Source organism: Lysinibacillus sp. FSL W8-0992, from assembly GCF_038008685.1.
Lineage (GTDB): Bacteria > Bacillota > Bacilli > Bacillales_A > Planococcaceae > Lysinibacillus.
The window spans coordinates 3,968,827-3,985,644 of sequence record NZ_JBBOZQ010000001.1; the positions used below are offsets into that span (position 1 = coordinate 3,968,827).

18 protein-coding genes are annotated in these 16,818 nt (G+C 34.5%); 5 read left to right on the forward strand and 13 right to left on the reverse strand.

The features are described from left to right. Positions 1–77: 77 nt before the first annotated feature. From NSQ74_RS19960 to NSQ74_RS19970, 3 genes are all read right to left on the reverse strand, one after another. A complete protein-coding gene (locus NSQ74_RS19960; protein WP_340825639.1) occupies positions 78–626 on the reverse strand; it encodes a GNAT family N-acetyltransferase in 549 nt (182 codons plus the stop codon). Positions 627–786: 160 nt separating this feature from the next. Beyond that, the gene (locus NSQ74_RS19965; RefSeq protein ID WP_340825640.1) at positions 787–1,173 is read right to left on the reverse strand and encodes a DUF5071 domain-containing protein; all 387 of its coding nucleotides are present in this window, start codon (positions 1,171–1,173) and stop codon (positions 787–789) included. Positions 1,174–1,257: 84 nt separating this feature from the next. Continuing rightward, a complete protein-coding gene (locus NSQ74_RS19970) occupies positions 1,258–2,133 on the reverse strand; it encodes a LysR family transcriptional regulator (protein ID WP_340825641.1) in 876 nt (291 codons plus the stop codon). Between the two features lie 123 nt (positions 2,134–2,256). Here NSQ74_RS19970 and NSQ74_RS19975 point away from each other — a divergent pair, with 123 nt between their 5' ends. Then, the gene (locus tag NSQ74_RS19975; protein ID WP_340826513.1) at positions 2,257–2,955 is read left to right on the forward strand and encodes a YczE/YyaS/YitT family protein; all 699 of its coding nucleotides are present in this window, start codon (positions 2,257–2,259) and stop codon (positions 2,953–2,955) included. A 182-nt stretch (positions 2,956–3,137) separates the two neighbouring features. On the opposite strand, the gene NSQ74_RS19980 is transcribed toward NSQ74_RS19975, so the two are convergent. Together NSQ74_RS19980 and NSQ74_RS19985 are read right to left on the reverse strand one after the other, a co-directional pair. Further along, positions 3,138–4,052: a DMT family transporter gene (locus NSQ74_RS19980; RefSeq protein ID WP_340825642.1), complete on the reverse strand. Its 915-nt coding sequence runs from the start codon at positions 4,050–4,052 to the stop codon at positions 3,138–3,140. A 28-nt stretch (positions 4,053–4,080) separates the two neighbouring features. Continuing rightward, positions 4,081–4,593, reverse strand: a complete 513-nt coding sequence (locus NSQ74_RS19985) for a GNAT family N-acetyltransferase (RefSeq protein ID WP_340825643.1) — start codon at positions 4,591–4,593, stop codon at positions 4,081–4,083. 140 nt (positions 4,594–4,733) lie between these two features. Between NSQ74_RS19985 and NSQ74_RS19990 the strand changes: the two genes are divergently transcribed. After that, positions 4,734–5,654: a LysR family transcriptional regulator gene (locus NSQ74_RS19990; RefSeq protein ID WP_340825644.1), complete on the forward strand. Its 921-nt coding sequence runs from the start codon at positions 4,734–4,736 to the stop codon at positions 5,652–5,654. A gap of 136 nt (positions 5,655–5,790) precedes the next feature. On the opposite strand, the gene NSQ74_RS19995 is transcribed toward NSQ74_RS19990, so the two are convergent. The 3 genes from NSQ74_RS19995 to NSQ74_RS20005 all read right to left on the reverse strand — a co-directional run bounded on the left by NSQ74_RS19995 (position 5,791) and on the right by NSQ74_RS20005 (position 8,619). Beyond that, on the reverse strand, positions 5,791–6,783 hold the full coding sequence (locus tag NSQ74_RS19995) for a zinc-dependent alcohol dehydrogenase family protein (RefSeq protein ID WP_340825645.1): 993 nt from the start codon (positions 6,781–6,783) through the stop codon (positions 5,791–5,793). A 99-nt stretch (positions 6,784–6,882) separates the two neighbouring features. After that, complete coding sequence (locus NSQ74_RS20000; RefSeq protein WP_340825646.1) at positions 6,883–7,794, reverse strand: EamA family transporter; 912 nt, start codon at positions 7,792–7,794, stop codon at positions 6,883–6,885. 318 nt (positions 7,795–8,112) lie between these two features. Next, complete coding sequence (locus NSQ74_RS20005) at positions 8,113–8,619, reverse strand: RrF2 family transcriptional regulator (RefSeq protein WP_340825648.1); 507 nt, start codon at positions 8,617–8,619, stop codon at positions 8,113–8,115. A 177-nt stretch (positions 8,620–8,796) separates the two neighbouring features. Between NSQ74_RS20005 and NSQ74_RS20010 the strand changes: the two genes are divergently transcribed. Further along, complete coding sequence (locus NSQ74_RS20010) at positions 8,797–9,438, forward strand: FMN-dependent NADH-azoreductase (protein WP_340825649.1); 642 nt, start codon at positions 8,797–8,799, stop codon at positions 9,436–9,438. A gap of 94 nt (positions 9,439–9,532) precedes the next feature. On the opposite strand, the gene NSQ74_RS20015 is transcribed toward NSQ74_RS20010, so the two are convergent. From NSQ74_RS20015 to NSQ74_RS20030, 4 genes are all read right to left on the reverse strand, one after another. Next, positions 9,533–9,970, reverse strand: a complete 438-nt coding sequence (locus NSQ74_RS20015) for a DUF5412 family protein (RefSeq protein ID WP_340825650.1) — start codon at positions 9,968–9,970, stop codon at positions 9,533–9,535. A gap of 162 nt (positions 9,971–10,132) precedes the next feature. After that, complete coding sequence (locus NSQ74_RS20020) at positions 10,133–10,642, reverse strand: hypothetical protein (protein WP_340825651.1); 510 nt, start codon at positions 10,640–10,642, stop codon at positions 10,133–10,135. 567 nt (positions 10,643–11,209) lie between these two features. Further along, entirely contained in the window at positions 11,210–12,463 is a 1,254-nt protein-coding gene (locus NSQ74_RS20025; RefSeq protein WP_340825652.1) for a DUF445 domain-containing protein, read from the reverse strand. Positions 12,464–12,634: 171 nt separating this feature from the next. Continuing rightward, positions 12,635–13,525 carry a LysR family transcriptional regulator gene (locus NSQ74_RS20030; protein WP_340825653.1) on the reverse strand — a complete coding sequence of 297 codons (891 nt, stop codon included), beginning with the start codon at positions 13,523–13,525 and terminating at the stop codon, positions 12,635–12,637. 134 nt (positions 13,526–13,659) lie between these two features. Between NSQ74_RS20030 and NSQ74_RS20035 the strand changes: the two genes are divergently transcribed. Then, positions 13,660–14,670: an alpha/beta fold hydrolase gene (locus NSQ74_RS20035; RefSeq protein ID WP_340825654.1), complete on the forward strand. Its 1,011-nt coding sequence runs from the start codon at positions 13,660–13,662 to the stop codon at positions 14,668–14,670. A gap of 323 nt (positions 14,671–14,993) precedes the next feature. Beyond that, on the forward strand, positions 14,994–16,166 hold the full coding sequence (locus tag NSQ74_RS20040) for an MFS transporter (RefSeq protein ID WP_340826515.1): 1,173 nt from the start codon (positions 14,994–14,996) through the stop codon (positions 16,164–16,166). Positions 16,167–16,401: 235 nt separating this feature from the next. Here NSQ74_RS20040 and NSQ74_RS20045 read toward each other — a convergent pair whose 3' ends face one another. Beyond that, entirely contained in the window at positions 16,402–16,815 is a 414-nt protein-coding gene (locus tag NSQ74_RS20045; RefSeq protein ID WP_340825655.1) for a GNAT family N-acetyltransferase, read from the reverse strand. Positions 16,816–16,818: the final 3 nt, after the last annotated feature.

Genomic DNA, 16,818 nt, shown 5'->3' on the forward strand with positions numbered 1-16,818 from the left:
CAATGTCAACATTTTTTGAAGTAATAAGGTATCACTTGTTTAATAAAAAAAAGAGCTGCTTATGCAACTCAATGGTTTTAATTTGCGTTTATAAAGTAGACTAGGTGATCAGTCCATTTGTCGTTCTCGTAGATGAAACCTTTCCTTGTACATTCATAGACCATTCCAACACTTTCTGCCAATTTTATAGACGGTATATTATCAATATTTATGTGAGCTTCTATTCGATGATAATTTAATTTTTCAAACGCTAAATCAATCGCTGCTTTTACAGCCTCTTTACCATAACCTTGTCTCCAAAATTGGTTATGGATCGTATAACCGAATCTAGCCCATTGAAATTCTCTCCTCATAATTGTCGAAAAGTCTATAAAGCCAATATGAGTATTATCGACTTTTCTAAACACACCAAATATATATACTTTGTCATCAACAGCCAGTTGAAAATGTTCTGTAACTAAATCATGAAACCATTCTTTCGTACAAATACTCATATCTATTTTACCTTCATCGTATTTATGCTGAGAAGGTAAACGATGTTCATATTGGGAAAGCCAAGTAGAATAATCTTCCTCTTCTATTAATCGAATAACTAATCTTTCTGTTTCGGTTTTTATCTTATTCAATCAAACACCTCATCTAGAAATATTTTCTAATAGATATAAAAGTTCTCCTGAAAAACGATAAATCCTTCTTCCACAATCCTGATCCTTCACAGACAAAAAATTGGCCCGCGATAGTGAAGCCCATTCATATGAGTCGTCGATTTATTTTTATAGCATTATTTCAGAGTGTCTCTAAAATTTCCTTTGCAATTTCATCAAGTTCTTCTGCAAGCTCAACTTCTGTAGGGGTTTCGGCCACCCTCGTTAAATATTCTTTAAACTGCTCTCTTGACTCTAATGGCAATTCAATAACTAAAAAGTGAAGAATAAACCACTTCCAGTTATCATCATCTGAAGATAAAACAGCATGCACATGGGGGACAATTTCTTTAGGGAAAGTTAATAAAATTTCCAATACACCAGGTGCAACTGGCCAGTTCATATCCTGCGTAAATACGAGTAGCTCAGGCAATAAAGACACTAGTATATTGCTATCCAGTTTTTTAATTTCTTCAACCTTATCGATATCATGTTTATTTCTTGGGAGGAAAACTTCAAACTCTTCCAAATTCAGCACTCCTTCGGTTCTTGTACATAGCAATTATTATTGTACTCGGCTGCTCCGTTAACTGGGCGCTATAAACGCAGTTAATTAATCAACCATTTCCCAAAATTGAGATGCCGATTTGGAAACTTGTTGGCCCTTTAATTTAACTAATACAGGCTCTAGATGAAAATCAAATTGTTTCAATTCAAAAAGCGTTGTATGTTCTAAAAATGGTGATGTGTAATCCATTCTTGGAATAACGGATAATCCTAATCCTCTACTAACAAGTGCCTCAACCATCCTCAAATCTTTACACTCAATAATGATATTTGGCTTAACCTGATGTTCATCAAACACTTTGAAGAGGTCTTCATGAAAGGAGAGGCCTTCCATTGATCCTAGCATTATGAATGGAAACTGGGCAATCTGTTCAATCGTCACATGCTGTGCTGAAAAAGATGTTACCCAACTTTTAGGGATAATCACAGCGGTTGGATGTTCTTTTAATTTTTTCATCTCATACTGTTCGTTATTGCCCAAGCGTAAAAGTAAGGCAACATCAATCTCTCTTTGCTCGAGTCTTTTTAATAATTCTTCTGAATTCCCTGTTACTATATTCATCTTAACATTCGGATATTGTGTTCTAAACATACTGACATAGTCAATAAGCATGTTTGAACATGAAGATGATACACCAATACTTACTGTTCCTCCTATACCTTGTTCAATTTCTTGAATTCTCTGCTTTACATCTTGCATTTGCATTAGCATTTGATTGGCATATTGATATAGTATTTCACCTGTTTCTGTCAGCTCCCATTTTTGACGATACCGATGAATTAATGTTGTGCCTAGATCATTTTCAAGCTTTTTTAACAACTGACTAAGCGGGGGTTGCGCGATATGTAGCACTTCTGCTGCTTTCGAAATACTTCCTTGATTCACAATTTCTTTGAAGTAATATAGTTGTCGAAAATCCATTTCATCTCTCCGTTATATGTTTTTTAATATGATTAGTTTATCATATATATATTTTTCATATCTTGAATTTGGCATTATAATTCTATATATAGTGCTTATATTAAATAGGAAGTGAGAGATATGATGAATCATCAGATTAAAACCTTGAAGCGTATCATTTTGTACGTGCTCGGGTTATTTTTTATGTCGATTGGTATTAGCCTGTCGATTCAAGCAGGATTTGGCGTATCGCCTGTATCATCTTTAGCATATGCAAGTACACTAACGACTGGTTTATCGGTTGGTGTGACAATGGCACTTGCAAATGTTTTGTACATTATTATTCAAGTAATATTAAGTAAACGAATGGCGTTAACTGAATTTGCAGGTCAATTCATAATTTCGTTTTTATTTGGGTTCTTAATGGATGCAGCGCTCTCTGTTGTACAACTTTTCCCTACACCTGAAACAATCTTTACTCGAATTGTATTTTTAATTATTAGCTTATTTGTTATAGCAGTCGGCTTAATGGGCTATACAACTGCCAAACTTCCATTAATGCCGTACGATGCGTTAACTTACGCAATTAGTGAAAAATTTAAAATAAAATTTGGTAGAGCAAAAATTTCTATCGATTTAATAAATATTTGTGTGGCTGGTGGAATCTGTGTAATTTTCATTCATTCATTAGGCTCAATTGGAATCGGTACACTTATTGCCGCCTATTTTATCGGTAAAATTTTAGGTTGGATACTACCAAAATATCAACTACCTCTTCAACAGTGGATATTTAAAGCAGAGAGGACTTCCCATGGATTTATACAGGAAAAGGAGAACGTGTAATTGTAGATGTACATTTAGTAAATAGGCATATTTTATTTCAATGCCAAGCCATTATGTAGCACAAAATCTCCATTATAGAGGTTGAAAGGATGGATGCGGGAGGAAGGTCGATAAACTATGATGCCTTGAGCCCTTGTAATGTTCAGGCACCTATAGTTTGCATCTTCACCATTTGTTTCTTATTAATTTTGAACGCTTTGATTTGCGACTATATCTTTTGTCGTATCACTCTTTTTTGTATAGTATGAAAATAAAAAACATCCCCCTATTGCTATGACACTCCCTATTCCTTGTATCCAACTCATTTTTTCACCTAATAGTAGAAAAGCTAAAATGGCAGTAAATATTGGATTAAAATTTAGGAAAACGCCAGATGTTGTTGAACCTATATTGTAAACACACATATTCCAAAATAGCATACATACGACTGTTGCTAATACGCCTGTATAAAGAAGCCCACAAATGAAAGAAGTATCTATATGGGAAACAGTAAATCTAGGTATGCTTATTGGTAAAAGCATTATTAGTCCAAAAATAGCTGAGTATAAAGTAGACATTAAAGCCGAAGTTTTGGCCATAGCCCACTTACTACAAATTGTATAAATTCCCCATATACATACTGCAGCAAGCATCCACAAATCTCCTGTATTAAACTTCAATGATAACAAGTAGTCTATTTTCCCTTTTGATAGTACAAGAATGACACCACAAAAGGAAACACTCATTGCAACAATTTGTAGCATATTCAATTTCTCTTTCAAAAATATAGCTGAACAAGCAGCGATGGAAATCATATTTAAAGTTGATATTAAGCCAACATTTGTTGCAGTTGTCTGCTCTAATGCTAAAAACTGTAGAAGGTTAAATAGAACAACACCTGTTAACCCCATTAAAACTAAAGGAAGTATTGCATTTTTTGGAGGCAAAATCTTTTTTTCTTTCCACCATACAATAGGCACAAGACAAATGACGGCGATCATCCACCTCAAAGTCGTCAGGGTGATAGGTGAAGCATGTTCAACAAGCGTTTTACTAACAACAAAACTTCCTGCCCATAATAAACAAGTTGAAAGCAACAAAACATAATACTTCTTCACCTTTTATTCCCCCTTCTTCCAAACAGATTTATTCTTCTACAGGTTCTTTAGGACCTTGCAACTCTAATTGATAAAAATCTAAATCTAGCCAACTATTAAATTTAAAACCTGCTTTTTTAATAGTACCTGAATAGACAAAGCCAAAGTTTTTATGCATATCAATGCTTTTCTCATTTTGAGCATCAATTCCAGCAATTAATGTCATGTATTCTCTTTCTGTTGCAATAGCTATTAATTCTTTAAGCAATGCCGTTCCAATTCCATTTTTTCTATAGTTTTTATCTACATAAATAGAATGCTCAATCGAATATTTATAAGCTGGCCACGCTCTAAAAGGACCAAATGTCGCAAAGCCTACCACTTTTTTTTCTAGCTCATATACGAGTATGGGATTTCCCTCCTGCATCTTTTGGTCATACCAACTTTGTCTATTTTCCAGAGTTTGGGGTTTATATGTGTATACAGCAGTCGTATGGAGAATTGCATCATTATAAATGTTTAAAATGTCCATTAAGTCCTTTGGCGTTGCTTCTCTTATCATGTTTTTTCTCCCTTTCTTTTTCGCTTTATTTGTAATACTCCTTTTATATTAAATCTCTTCATTCATAAGGTAAAATTGAACTTTTTATCCCCTTGCTATAGACTAAAGTTATAGCAAGAAAAAGAAGAGTGGGTGAGGAAATGACATTTCAGCAATTTCGTTATCTTGTAGAGATTGCCAAACATAATTCAATTAGTAAAGCCGCTTCAGCACTTTTCGTAACACAACCTAGTATTAGTAAATCAGTGCGTGATTTGGAAGCTGAGCTAGGGATTACAATTTTAGATCGAACGAACAAAGGGGTAGTTTTTACAAAGGAAGGAACTGAATTATTGTTTTATGCGAAAATGCTACTGGAACAAACGGAGGCTGTTAAACATCATTTTGATAAAGACAAGAAAATGGGCCTAACGAAGTTTTCTATTTCATCACAACATTATGGCTTTGCAATTGAAGCTGTTGCGAATTTAATGGAGCATTTTAAAGAACGAAAATATGAGCTGGCAGTTCGTGAAGGTAAATCTACAGACGTTATTGATGACATCTATTCAAGCAGAAGTATTATTGGTATTTTATCTGTAAGCGAATTAAATAAACACTTTTTTGACCGTCATTTCATTTCCAAAGCTTTACTATTTACTCCACTGACTTCATTGAAGCAGCACGTCTTTTTACGCAAAGAACATCCTTTAGCTCATTTTCAAACGATTACATTTGAACAATTACGAGACTATCCTTATTTAAGCTACCAGCAGGATGATATGCTTTTACATTTTGCAGAAGAAACACTCCATGTCAATAATATTGAAAAGCTAGTCTATGTAACAGATCGTGGCACGATGAATAACCTATTGTCTAATACGAATGGATATAACCTTGGAACAGGGTGCATCGTGAATAATTATATGAATCCAAACGTCATCTCGATTCCGTTAGAAGAAAGTCATCTAATTCAAGTAGGATACGTGAAGCGAAATGATGTATTTTTGCCAGAAGAGCTTCTAATATATCTCGACTTTGTAAAATTAGCATTGGAAAAATCGATGCCTAAAGAAAATTAAAACGCTCTTTCTTTTACTGAAAGAGCGCTATGATGCGTAGTAAAGCCCCAGTCAAACATTCATTAATCTAAAAAAAGAGCTGCACATGCAACTCAGTTTTTTTATAAGATAGTGCCCAGCTGATTGAATAAAAATATCAGTAGCTTGTTAAAAATACTTTTCCATTCGTTCTTTTAGTAGATTCAACTGCGTCAATCGCCTTGTTAAATTCCGACAAGTCATACTTCGAATCGACCATTTTTAAACTTAATTTTTTTCCTTCTATTAGCTTTATCAAATGATTAAAAGTTTCTTGCCATTTACTTGTTGAGACATTTTTATTCCAATGCCGTAAATGAAATATATTCGCATTCACTTTTGCTTGATTGACAATAGCTGCCCAATTTACTTGTATCCCAGATAAAAGACCAATAGTTAAAAATTGACCATTAGGGTGGACACTGAAAGCTAATTCATTGCCATCTGTACCTCCAATAGAATCGATTGCAGCATCTGCCCCCATTCCGTTTGTTAATTCCATAACGGTTTCAATTAGAGCACTTTTTGAGGTATCAATTACAGCAGAAGCTCCAAGTTGAAGTAGTTCCTCTGTATAGTCATTATTTCTTGTCACTGCAATCAATTGAAAACCCAAAATATTAGCAAATTGCGCAATAACATGTCCAATAGCAGAACCACATGCATTCACTAATAAAACATCATTTGGTTTTAACTTTAAAACTTCCGAACAAACCACCCACGCAGTAACTGGATTGATATACATTTGGGCAGCTGTAAAATCATCAATAGAATCAGGTATAGGAACGACAAATTCTGCCGAAGTCTTTACAATCTCTTGCCATGTACCTTCCCCTCGTAAAGGTAATACTCGTTTACCAATAAGATTTTTCGAAACAAAAGGACCTACATCTTCTACAATCCCAACTCCTTCATAACCAGGAATGTTAGGTAATGAAATACGATGGGCATACGATCCTCTAATTGGAATTAAATCAGAAGGATTAATAGGTCGAACCAACATTCTTACAAGAACTTCATTATCTTTAGGTCGTTCCATCGTTTTATATTCAATTGTTAACACTTCTTTAGGACAGCCAAATTCCTTGAATTCAATATACTTTGCATCCATATTATTAAGGCTCCTTACATTTTGAAAAAGTTTGAGTACAATAGATTCTTTTAAGACAAGTCTATTTTAGCAAGTTAAGCTTGTTTCGTAGACATCACTTTAAATCTCTGTAGTTTCATAAAGACGGGTTAGCCTCTTTTCTTTTCGTACTTCTAACACTTGTGGTATAAAAATACCTAATAAAATACAAACAATTCCAAGCCATTGCAAAGGAGAAACGACTTCATGAACAAGAGTAATAGACGCGATAACCGCCGTTGGTAGTTCGACAGCTCCTAAAATTGTTCCAAGGCCTGTCCCGACTTTTGGTATACCAGTGGAAAAACAAATGACTGGTATTACGACACCAAAGAAGCCTAGTATTAATGCATATTTCCATAATCCAGCCTGCAGTGTACCATCAATCAAGTAAGTCGGGGGGAAAACTAAGCAAACAAATAGTGTTGCACTCGTTGTCATTAGAAAGCTTTTTGAATAGATTGGTACTTCGGTGGAAACACGTCCACTTGCAAATATATAGAGAGAAAAGGTTATAGCTGCTAGTAACCCAAATATTATTCCTTTAATAGATAATTGCTGCCCTAATCCTTCAAATACCCCTCCAGCAAACAACGTTCCTACAAATAAGATAATAATCGAAATGACCTTTTCACGACTTGGAACAGTTTTATTAGCAATTGCTTCAATTAGAACACCCATCCATGTGAATTGAAATAACAACACAATAGCAATAGATGCAGGTAGTTCTTTTACAGATAGCCCGTAAAAAATACTTGTTAAACTCATTGTTATCCCAACTGCTAACAGTGATAATATATTTTTTAAAGATACTTTATGACGTGAAAAACAAATAACGAGTAATAATAGTCCAAACCAGCCAAATACATACTGTCCACCTAAAAGTTCAGGAAAGGTAAATCCGTTTGAAAATCCAACTTTTAGAATGGAAGATAGGACCCCATAGCTACAGGCACCTAATAAAACCACTAAAGAAAACTTCAATTTTTCCAAAAAAAATCCCTCCAAAAAATAAAAAATCTCGTCGTCTATAAATAGACGACGAGCGAATGAAACAGAGCTAAAACTCTACAAAATTCCGCCACTCACGAACTCGTGAATGTTTGCTTATAAAATTAGGACAATTATATTCAAATATTTTCTAAGTGTCAACACTATTTGAGTTTTTTTGCACAATAGCTTTAGAATAATAATTGATTAATAAGTTTCATTAAACTTTTATGATTAATTAAAGGAACCACGTTTAACTAATGCACTTAAGTACATCCTTAGTACTAAAGAGACCAATAAAATGCGCCTTAATTCAAAATATCAACTAGTACCTCTCTTAATAAAATATTTTCTAGAATCTTCTCTCATTTTTTCTGATAACACTGAATCGAGCTCCTGATTCAACCAATCAAGTGTCTTTTTTTGAAGAAACACACGCATTTGATTTTCTGCTTCTAACATAACCATGTTAATCGTACAAGTAGAGTTAGTTGTACATGATTGGCATTTCTCATCGTCTTGATACATCACATTATTTTTTAAAATATTTTTACATTGAAAAATTGGTTTGATACCTTCAACTGCCCTAATTACATCCCAAAAAGATATATTACTTGCTTCCTTTGCTAGTTTATAACCCCCATTCACCCCTGGAACAGAGATTACAATGCCAGCCTTTGATAACTTACTGAAAACTTTCGATAAATAGGTTTCTGATAACCCTTGAAATTCTGCTAAATCTTTAATTCCAATCGTTTCATCAGAAGGTATATCGATCAAATACACCAAACTGTGTAAAGCATATTCCACCATTACACTATATTTCATATTTATTCACCTACTCCTATAAGAAGATATTTTAATATTTCACATAGAAAAAAACAATAAGTCCACATCATTGACGGAAAAAGAAAAAAGCTATATATTAATTACGGATAAATATTATCCACGATTATTATTATCTACAATCAATATTGTATAGGAAATTTTAGGAGGAAAACAACTTTGAGTAAACTTTTGGTCATCAATGCACATCCTGAATTCGATTCTATAACTTCCGTTAGTTTAAATGCCTTACGTAATTTTATGAACTTTTATAGAGAAGAAAATTCTAATGAAGAAATCATTGAGCAAATAAATTTATATGACGATTATATTCCTCAGTTGGATAAAACTATTTTCGACGCTTGGAATAAACAAGCAAACAAAGAGGAGCTAACTGATGAACAATTAAATGCTATCACACGTATGAATGAGTTAGTCCAACAATTTAAAAGTGCCAATAAATATATCATTGCTTATCCATTGCACAACTTCAATGTACCTTCAAAATTGAAAGATTATATGGATAATATTTTGATTGCTCGAGAAACATTTAAATATACTGAAAACGGTTCAGTTGGATTGTTAAATGACGGTCGGAGTATGGTTATTATCCAAGGAAGTGGTTCTATTTATACTAATAACGATTGGTATACAGAAGTAGAGTACTCCCATAAATATTTGAAATCTATGTTTAATTTTATGGGCATAGAAGATTATAAAATTATGCGTGTTCAAGGATCCTCTATAATAAATCGGGAAGAACTTTTGAAAAATGCTGTAAAAGAAGCCCAGCAATTAGCGTCCCAATTAGCTAATAAATAAAGAAATGAAAAAGGGAAGAAAGCGATATTTTCCGCTTCTTCCCTTTTTACTACTATATTATGGCTTTGGGACCCTATTGGTGGAATAAGAAAAATTAGTCTTGATAGCAAGTCTCATAATCATCTTTCATTAACAAGCTTTTACAAGCCAACCCATTTTCATGATAAATTTCTTTTTCAACTTTTAATTCGATACTTCTATTTGAATTCGGAAAATTAGGTTCATCATTAAGAATGTACAGGGTATCTGTATCGAGCCACTTCATAGCAAAATTACTTTTTGCATCACTATAATAAATAATTTGTACTTTATCATTCTCAATATTATTTGTAATTTCCACCCATACATTAACACCACCTGCTGCACCACCAAATGGCTCGTAATAAGCATTAGCAGTATACTTTTCTGTAGGGGATATAACAGGTCCGGGCCCCTTTTGGACGAATTCTCTGTCTATTTCACTAAATGTAAAAAAATATGTTTCATATAGATAAATGGACGAAACTAAAGCAATCCCAGATAGCGTTGCCAACAGCATTTTTTTAGGAAAAGGTTTCTTTTTAATGAAGGCAATTATTATGTTAGTACATAAAATTAAAAATAAAATAATAGTTATAAATGCAATTAAGAGACCGAATAAAATTAAAATAATAATCCCTCTTCCATAAATACGTCGATACTTTCAAAATAAGCGTTAATTTAATGGGTATTTAATCTTTTTATTTAATTCTTCTGCTTGATTTATAAAGGTATCCATATCTGCGCGTATCGTCATATTTAATCCTAATCCTACGTCACGAAGTGTTTCTCGCAACTCTTCAAAATTCTTTTTATCCTCTTCAGTTAACTCAGCAAAACTATATAATTTATCATTAGGATATTGTTTTAATGTAGAATATAAGTGTTCAAGAATGTAATTGTCACTATTAGAGAGCATTCCTAATTGTTTTCCAGTATTCATACCTAGCCAAATACCATTCAATACATCTCCTAATTCCGTTGTAACCAAATTGGGATTTGACCAATTATCTTGAATCTGATTATCTATTAAACCTTCAAGTTCTACTAAATTATGTTGTACTTCCGTAACGAGAACTTGCTCTTTAACAAAGTTCATCTTTATTATTCCCCAAGCTATTATTGCGATAAGGAAAATGTTCAAACCTAATGAAATTCGAAATAGTACTTTTTTCTTTTTAGTCAATTTTCTTCTCCCCTCCTCAATAAATTTTATCATAAATTATTAAAGTGTTTTGCCCCGCTAGTTCAATAATAAAAAAGAGCTGCATATGCAACTCAATGTTCTACAAGTAAAGCCCTTGTTAGTATAAGTATAGTTCTTCACATACATAAAAATAGAAAGTAAAAAAGAATCGAACTTCATTTTAATTAATACTTTAGCGTCATTAAGCCCAACTGCATATTCCATCAACTCTCCTCGATTTTCCATCCCTCTTCACCTCAAGTCCAAAATCTCGAAAGAACTCTTTTGCAAACTCAAATTGAAGTTTGAATTCACTTTATATTTGCAAATGAAAAACATTCTGCAACTCATCTGTAATTGACTCAATATTTTTTATTATTTAAAGACCAACTTATAACAACTCTTCTATTTACATTTCTCCATTTTCCCTTTTCAGCTAACTTGCCTCGTTAACACAAGAAGCGATTGCTCTAAATTGAACAATCGCACTCAGTTAGTTGAAGAATAAAATGAAATGTTACTTAAGTATTCAGTAACGTATTCCTGAGAGATCCTTACTAATTTATCTTATAAAATAGTTTTCAAAATCGTTAAGATAATGCCTATGAAAAATCCGCATACAGCTCCATTCACTCGTATCCATTGTAGATCCTTACCAATGTTATTTTCCATCATATTAATAAGTGTTTCGTTATCCAATTTTTCCAGATTTTCTTTCACAAGAACGCCTATTTTTGAATGGTTCTTATCAAGATAATATATAATTTGATTTTGAATCCAATTTTCAATACTTTCCATTTTCTTAGGTGTTTCTAGTATGTTATTTATAAAGCTTCGAATAAATGAAATGATATACCTTTCAATAAATTCTTCATCTTCAGCTAGAACTATCAACTTTTTCTGTAGTTGCTTTAAAATCTCAGTAATTTGATCTATCGAGCTCCAATTGTTTACTTGTGTATTCTTCCAATTATTAATTTCAACCATTAATTCTTCCTTATCAGGTAAGCCTTCTAACTCTTCGCGAATTCGGGAAAGAATCAAATGCCTATATGGGTTATCCTCTCTTTGTAAAAGAGTGATTCTTTTAAGAATAAATGGTTGAAGCATATTCCCTAACTTTTCCTCATTTACTAAATTGCGAAAAGAACTAATAGCCAACTTTAAAAAACCCTCTGCTTCGATATTATCAAGTAATTGTTTGGCTATTACTCCTATTTTTTGCTTTGTCTCTTCTTTTGATATCCACTTTTCGATTTCAGTCAAGCTATAGTTCAAAGTTTTTTCATCTAATTTTTCGTTTAGTGCTAGGGTAATCGTAGATTGAAGAATTTTTTCTACTTTTAAAGCGTGAAGATATTCCTTTACCTCTTTTTCAATAGACGGAGCTATTTTTTCTAAATTTGCAAAGCTGATTATCTCCTTAAGAATCGAACTAATTCTTCTTTTCAAATTTGCTGCTGACAATTCTTTCTCAGCAATTTGTAGGAGTTTATCTGCAAATTGAATTTGTTTGATTTTCTCTATAATACTTTCTTTAGTCAGCCAATCTTTTTCAAGCATAGATATAAGAGCTTTAATCATTCTATCTCGGTTTTTTGGAAGCAATGCCGTATGTGGAATGGGGATACCCAGAGGATGTCGAAAAAGAGCTGTAACAGCAAACCAATCTGCCAGTCCACCAACTAGTCCTGCTTCAAATCCACCTTGCAATAATCGACCCATAAAGGTCTCTTGAAAAGGAATCGTTATAAGAAAACCTGCACCCATAACGCCTAAAGAAATTTTCGCTAAATAATTTGATTTTTTTCCGTTTTTCATCAATGTAATCAACCTTTTAAATTATTCTTGATACAAATTTGTTTTAATTAAATTTTGAATTTTAGTATTTACATTTGTCGTTTTTCCTCTGTTTTTAAAAACCGCACTTACTTATGATATTGTTCACCGAAACTAATATTAAATTCTTTATAAAAATAAAATTTTATAACGTCAATTATTCAAAAGAGTATCTCTAGCCGAGTTCAAAAAAGCTTCGATGGCAGGCGAAATCCATTTCTCTTCATGCCAAAACATTTGGGTTGCAAATGATGTGGCTGTCAAATCCCACGGCAACGGGACCAATTCTCCCCTACTTATTTCTGCTGTCACGGCCATTTCAGGCAATATGGCAATGCCCATTCCTATTATCGCACATTGTTTAATCGCCTCGGCGCTGTTAAATTCTAATTCGGTAATTCCACCCATGCCTTTTTGCGAAAGACTTCGTTCAAAAAACGTGCGATAGGAGCATCCCTTCTCCGTCAACAAAAAGGTCTCACCATTAAAATCACCAATAACTAACTCAGTACGTGCAGCCAAAGGATGATCAGGTGATGCCAATAAATAAAAGGGCTCATCCAGCATTTTTTCTCCGCAAAATCCTATTTCACCCTTGTCCTCATCCAGCATAAAAATAATATCCGCGTCCCCTTCCCGCAAGCTCTGTTTAAGGTTCGAATGAGCAAGCGGCCGAAACATAAGTCGAATTCCTGGATAGCGTAAGCGAAAGCGGCGTAGTACTGCTGGAAGCCGATACGCGCACAATGTTTCATCCGCACTGATGATCACAGTACCCGTCACCTCGCCAGATTGCTTAACGGCATGCTGCGCTTCTTCAAGTTCACTCAATATGTCTGCTACATAGCCGAGAAAACGTCTCCCTGCATCTGTCAGAATCACTTTTTTACCTAGTCTGTCCACTAGCTTGACACCTAGTTCTTCCTCCAATGCCTTCATCTGCATCGTAACCGTTGAGGGGACATAGTTTTGCACTTCTGCAGCGCGGCTAAAATTGAGTGTGGAAGCAAGCGTATAAAAGGTCTTTAGTTGGCGTAATTCCATCTTACCTACCACCCCTTAGTTCAAAAATAATGAACGTTCTATTCAAAAACGTTTCTTTGACTTAACAATAGCACCATCGTACAGTTATCACAAGAAAGGCAATCCATCTTTAACTATGAAAAGGAGTTTTTTACATGAAAGATTATGAACTTTACGAACTAGGTGATGTTCTGTTGCAATCTGGTGACACTCTGCCAAATGCCATTCTCGCCTACAAAACATACGGAACACTAAATGCAGAAAAAAATAATGTAATTGTTTATCCTACCTGGTTTGCAGGTCTACATACCGATAATGAATGGCTAATCGGAACTGGCAAGGCACTGGATCCAGAAAAGTATTTCATCATCATACCGAATATGCTTGGTAATGGATTATCCTCTTCACCAAGCAATACTCCACCACCTTATCATCAAGCGAATTTTCCACTAATTTCGATTTATGATAACGTGCGACTACAGCATCAATTGGTTACTCAAAAGTTTGGTATTACAAAAATTGCACTCGTTGTTGGCTGGTCACTAGGTGCTGTGCAGACCTTTCAATGGGGAGCAAGTTATCCCGATATGATCGAACGAATCGCTCCATTCGGTGGTACTGCCATGACCCGACCACATGCAAAGGTTGTATTTGAAGGAATGATTGCTGCCCTTCAGGCTGATTCTAACTGGAAGAATGGCTTTTACACACAGCAACCTACAGCAGGATTGGCAGCCATGGGGCGAGTCTATGCAGCTTGGGGCTTCTCGCAGGCTTATTATTTGGAACAGCTTTATCAGCAAGAAGGCTACCAAACACTCGAGGAATACCTTGTAGACTACTGGGATCAAGTGTTTTTGACCTTTGATGCCAATGACCTGATCACCATGTTACGTACCGGAATGACTGGCAATATTTGTGCAAATCCAGCATATGACGGCGATTTTGAACTTGCTTTAAGTAAAATTACAGCACGGGCGTTGGTCATGCCAGGAAGTACAGATCTTTTCTTTCCCCCCCAGGACAACAAATATGAGGTACAACAAATGCCAAATGCCCACTTTCTCCCGATTGAATCGAAGTGGGGGCATTGCGCAGGAATTGGACAGCATGATCCAGATTCCGTATTTATAGATAAAAACCTAAAAATGTTACTACTTGAATAACATCTTCAAACACTTGATTTTCCCTTGCATGGGAAGCTGTCTACTTCCATTATGTTATAGATTGAGAGTGATATTTTTAAAAAACCAGTAAGTTTACTAGGCTAAGTAAAGTATTCTTAAAAACATTCACTATTATGATCAGATTGGAACTTTGCTTGTACAGCCTGTGTTGCTTTAGCAAAATGGATTGTGAAAAATAACTATCAGATTTAGGAAAACGAACTTGGTAGGGAAATATATTTACCATTATCTACAACAGAAGCACTATTACTTGAAATACAAATTCCAATTGCAAATAGAAAACTAGAGGAGGAGTGGTTGCGCTGAAAAAAAATCTGATCATCTATGTGCTAGCACTTGCTGTTTTTCTCATCGGAACTGTTGAATACATTATTACAGGAGTAATTGAAATGACCGCCGTAGACTTTGGAGTATCTATTTCTGAAGCTGGGTTATTGGTGACTGTATTTGCTCTCGCAGCAGCCATTGTCGCTCCAATTTTAATCGCTCTGACGATAAATGTGGACCGCAAAAAGTTGCTCTTAGTTACTCTAAGTGTGTTCATTGCTAGCAATGGACTAATGTTTATAAGCCCTTCTTATGAAACAGCATTATTGATACGAATAATTCAAGGGGTTAGCGGAGGAATCGCTACAGTGGTAGCCATGGCAGTAGCTACTCGACTAGTGGAAAAAGAAAAAAGAGGCCGTACTATTGGTATTATTTTGATGGGTCTAAGCAGCTCACTCGTGCTAGGTGTTCCAATCGGCACATTTTTTAGCGAAATTTTTGGTTGGAGAGTTTTATTTGTTTTGATTGGTTTTTTAACCATTCTTCCATTGCTTTTTATCTATAAAAAGGTTCCGGTAATCAAAGAGGAAGAAGCTGTTACCCTAAGGATGCAGCTTTCCATTTTAAAAGATTCAAAAATTTTAACTGCCTTGGCTATTACTTTATTTTATATTGGTGGATACGCTACACTATTTACTTATATTACGCCTTTCCTGCAAGCCACATCTACTCTTTCCATAACTGAAATTAGTGGCATTCTATTCCTGGCAGGAATCTGCAGCTTCATCGGATCAAGAGTGGGCGGGCAATTGGCAGATGCAAAAGGATCGAGATTCACAATTTGTCTCGGATTGCTTTTACAGGGACTAACGCTTATTGTATTCGCTATAGCTGGAGTCAATCTCATTGTCTTGATCTTCGTTTTAATGATTTTTATGTTAGCAACATGGAGTATTTCCCCTGCCCAACAGCTTTTTCTAGTCACTCTAGTGCCTCGAAATCCGGACATTGCCCTAAGCGTAAATACGTCCTTTATTCAATTTGGCTTTGCGCTTGGATCTGGATTAGGTGGGCTTGTCATCAGTCGTACCTCTATTTTAACTTTGAATTGGGTTGGTTTGGGTGCTGTAAGCATCGCTTTACTTCTTGCCATCTTGCTTTTTAAAAAAATGAATAGTGGAATTAAAACTACTATTCATCTCTAAAGAAAATGAAATAGCCCCAATATGCCTACACCCTTCCTTTATATTGAAATACCAGGTTAATCATCGGCATATTCAAATATAGGTAGGGTGTTTTTATAATAGCAGAAATTTTAATATTTCAATCTTCTGGCGGTCAACTTTTTACACCACGCATTTCGATGTAAATGCAACTATGTACTTTTTCAATTAACACCCCCATTTTTGCACGAGCAATTATTGTTGCAACGATTGAATCTTAAAGATTTTTTGTGTAATAATATCTTTTACCCGTTAGCGGATAATCATGAAGTACAAATTCTTCTTTATAGCCTAGCTTGACGTAAAAATCAGGTGCTTGAAAACTAAACGTATTGAGGAAGGCGTATTTGCATCCTCTATTAATAGCAATCTTCTCAACTTTCCTCATCAATTCAGTACCAATATGCTGACCTCGCAGTTCTTCACTTACCCATAAATACTCTACTTCTAACCAATTTCCATGTGTCTCACCAATTAAACCTGCAACTCTATTTCCTTCTTCATCCTCTACAAATAGACCAATATCTTTTACTAATTTATCTTCAATGTTCTCAAGATTGTATTTTAATAACTGTTGAAAAATATGTTCTTTTTCCTCTTTCGTAACCTTTTCTGATTCAATGTATTTCATTTT

Bases quoted from the DNA above. Each gene is read 5' to 3' on its own strand.
- NSQ74_RS19985 (WP_340825643.1), bottom strand. From the start codon at position 4,593: ATGATAAGAGAAGCAACGCCAAAGGACTTAATGGACATTTTAAACATT.
- NSQ74_RS20005 (WP_340825648.1), bottom strand. From the start codon at position 8,619: ATGAAATATAGTGTAATGGTGGAATATGCTTTACACAGTTTGGTGTAT.
- NSQ74_RS20035 (WP_340825654.1), top strand. From the start codon at position 13,660: ATGAAAGATTATGAACTTTACGAACTAGGTGATGTTCTGTTGCAATCT.
- NSQ74_RS19975 (WP_340826513.1), top strand. From the start codon at position 2,257: ATGAATCATCAGATTAAAACCTTGAAGCGTATCATTTTGTACGTGCTC.
- NSQ74_RS19995 (WP_340825645.1), bottom strand. From the start codon at position 6,783: ATGGATGCAAAGTATATTGAATTCAAGGAATTTGGCTGTCCTAAAGAA.
- NSQ74_RS20030 (WP_340825653.1), bottom strand. From the start codon at position 13,525: ATGGAATTACGCCAACTAAAGACCTTTTATACGCTTGCTTCCACACTC.
- NSQ74_RS20025 (WP_340825652.1), bottom strand. From the start codon at position 12,463: ATGAAAAACGGAAAAAAATCAAATTATTTAGCGAAAATTTCTTTAGGC.
- NSQ74_RS19970 (WP_340825641.1), bottom strand. From the start codon at position 2,133: ATGGATTTTCGACAACTATATTACTTCAAAGAAATTGTGAATCAAGGA.
- NSQ74_RS19990 (WP_340825644.1), top strand. From the start codon at position 4,734: ATGACATTTCAGCAATTTCGTTATCTTGTAGAGATTGCCAAACATAAT.
- NSQ74_RS20045 (WP_340825655.1), bottom strand. From the start codon at position 16,815: ATGAAATACATTGAATCAGAAAAGGTTACGAAAGAGGAAAAAGAACAT.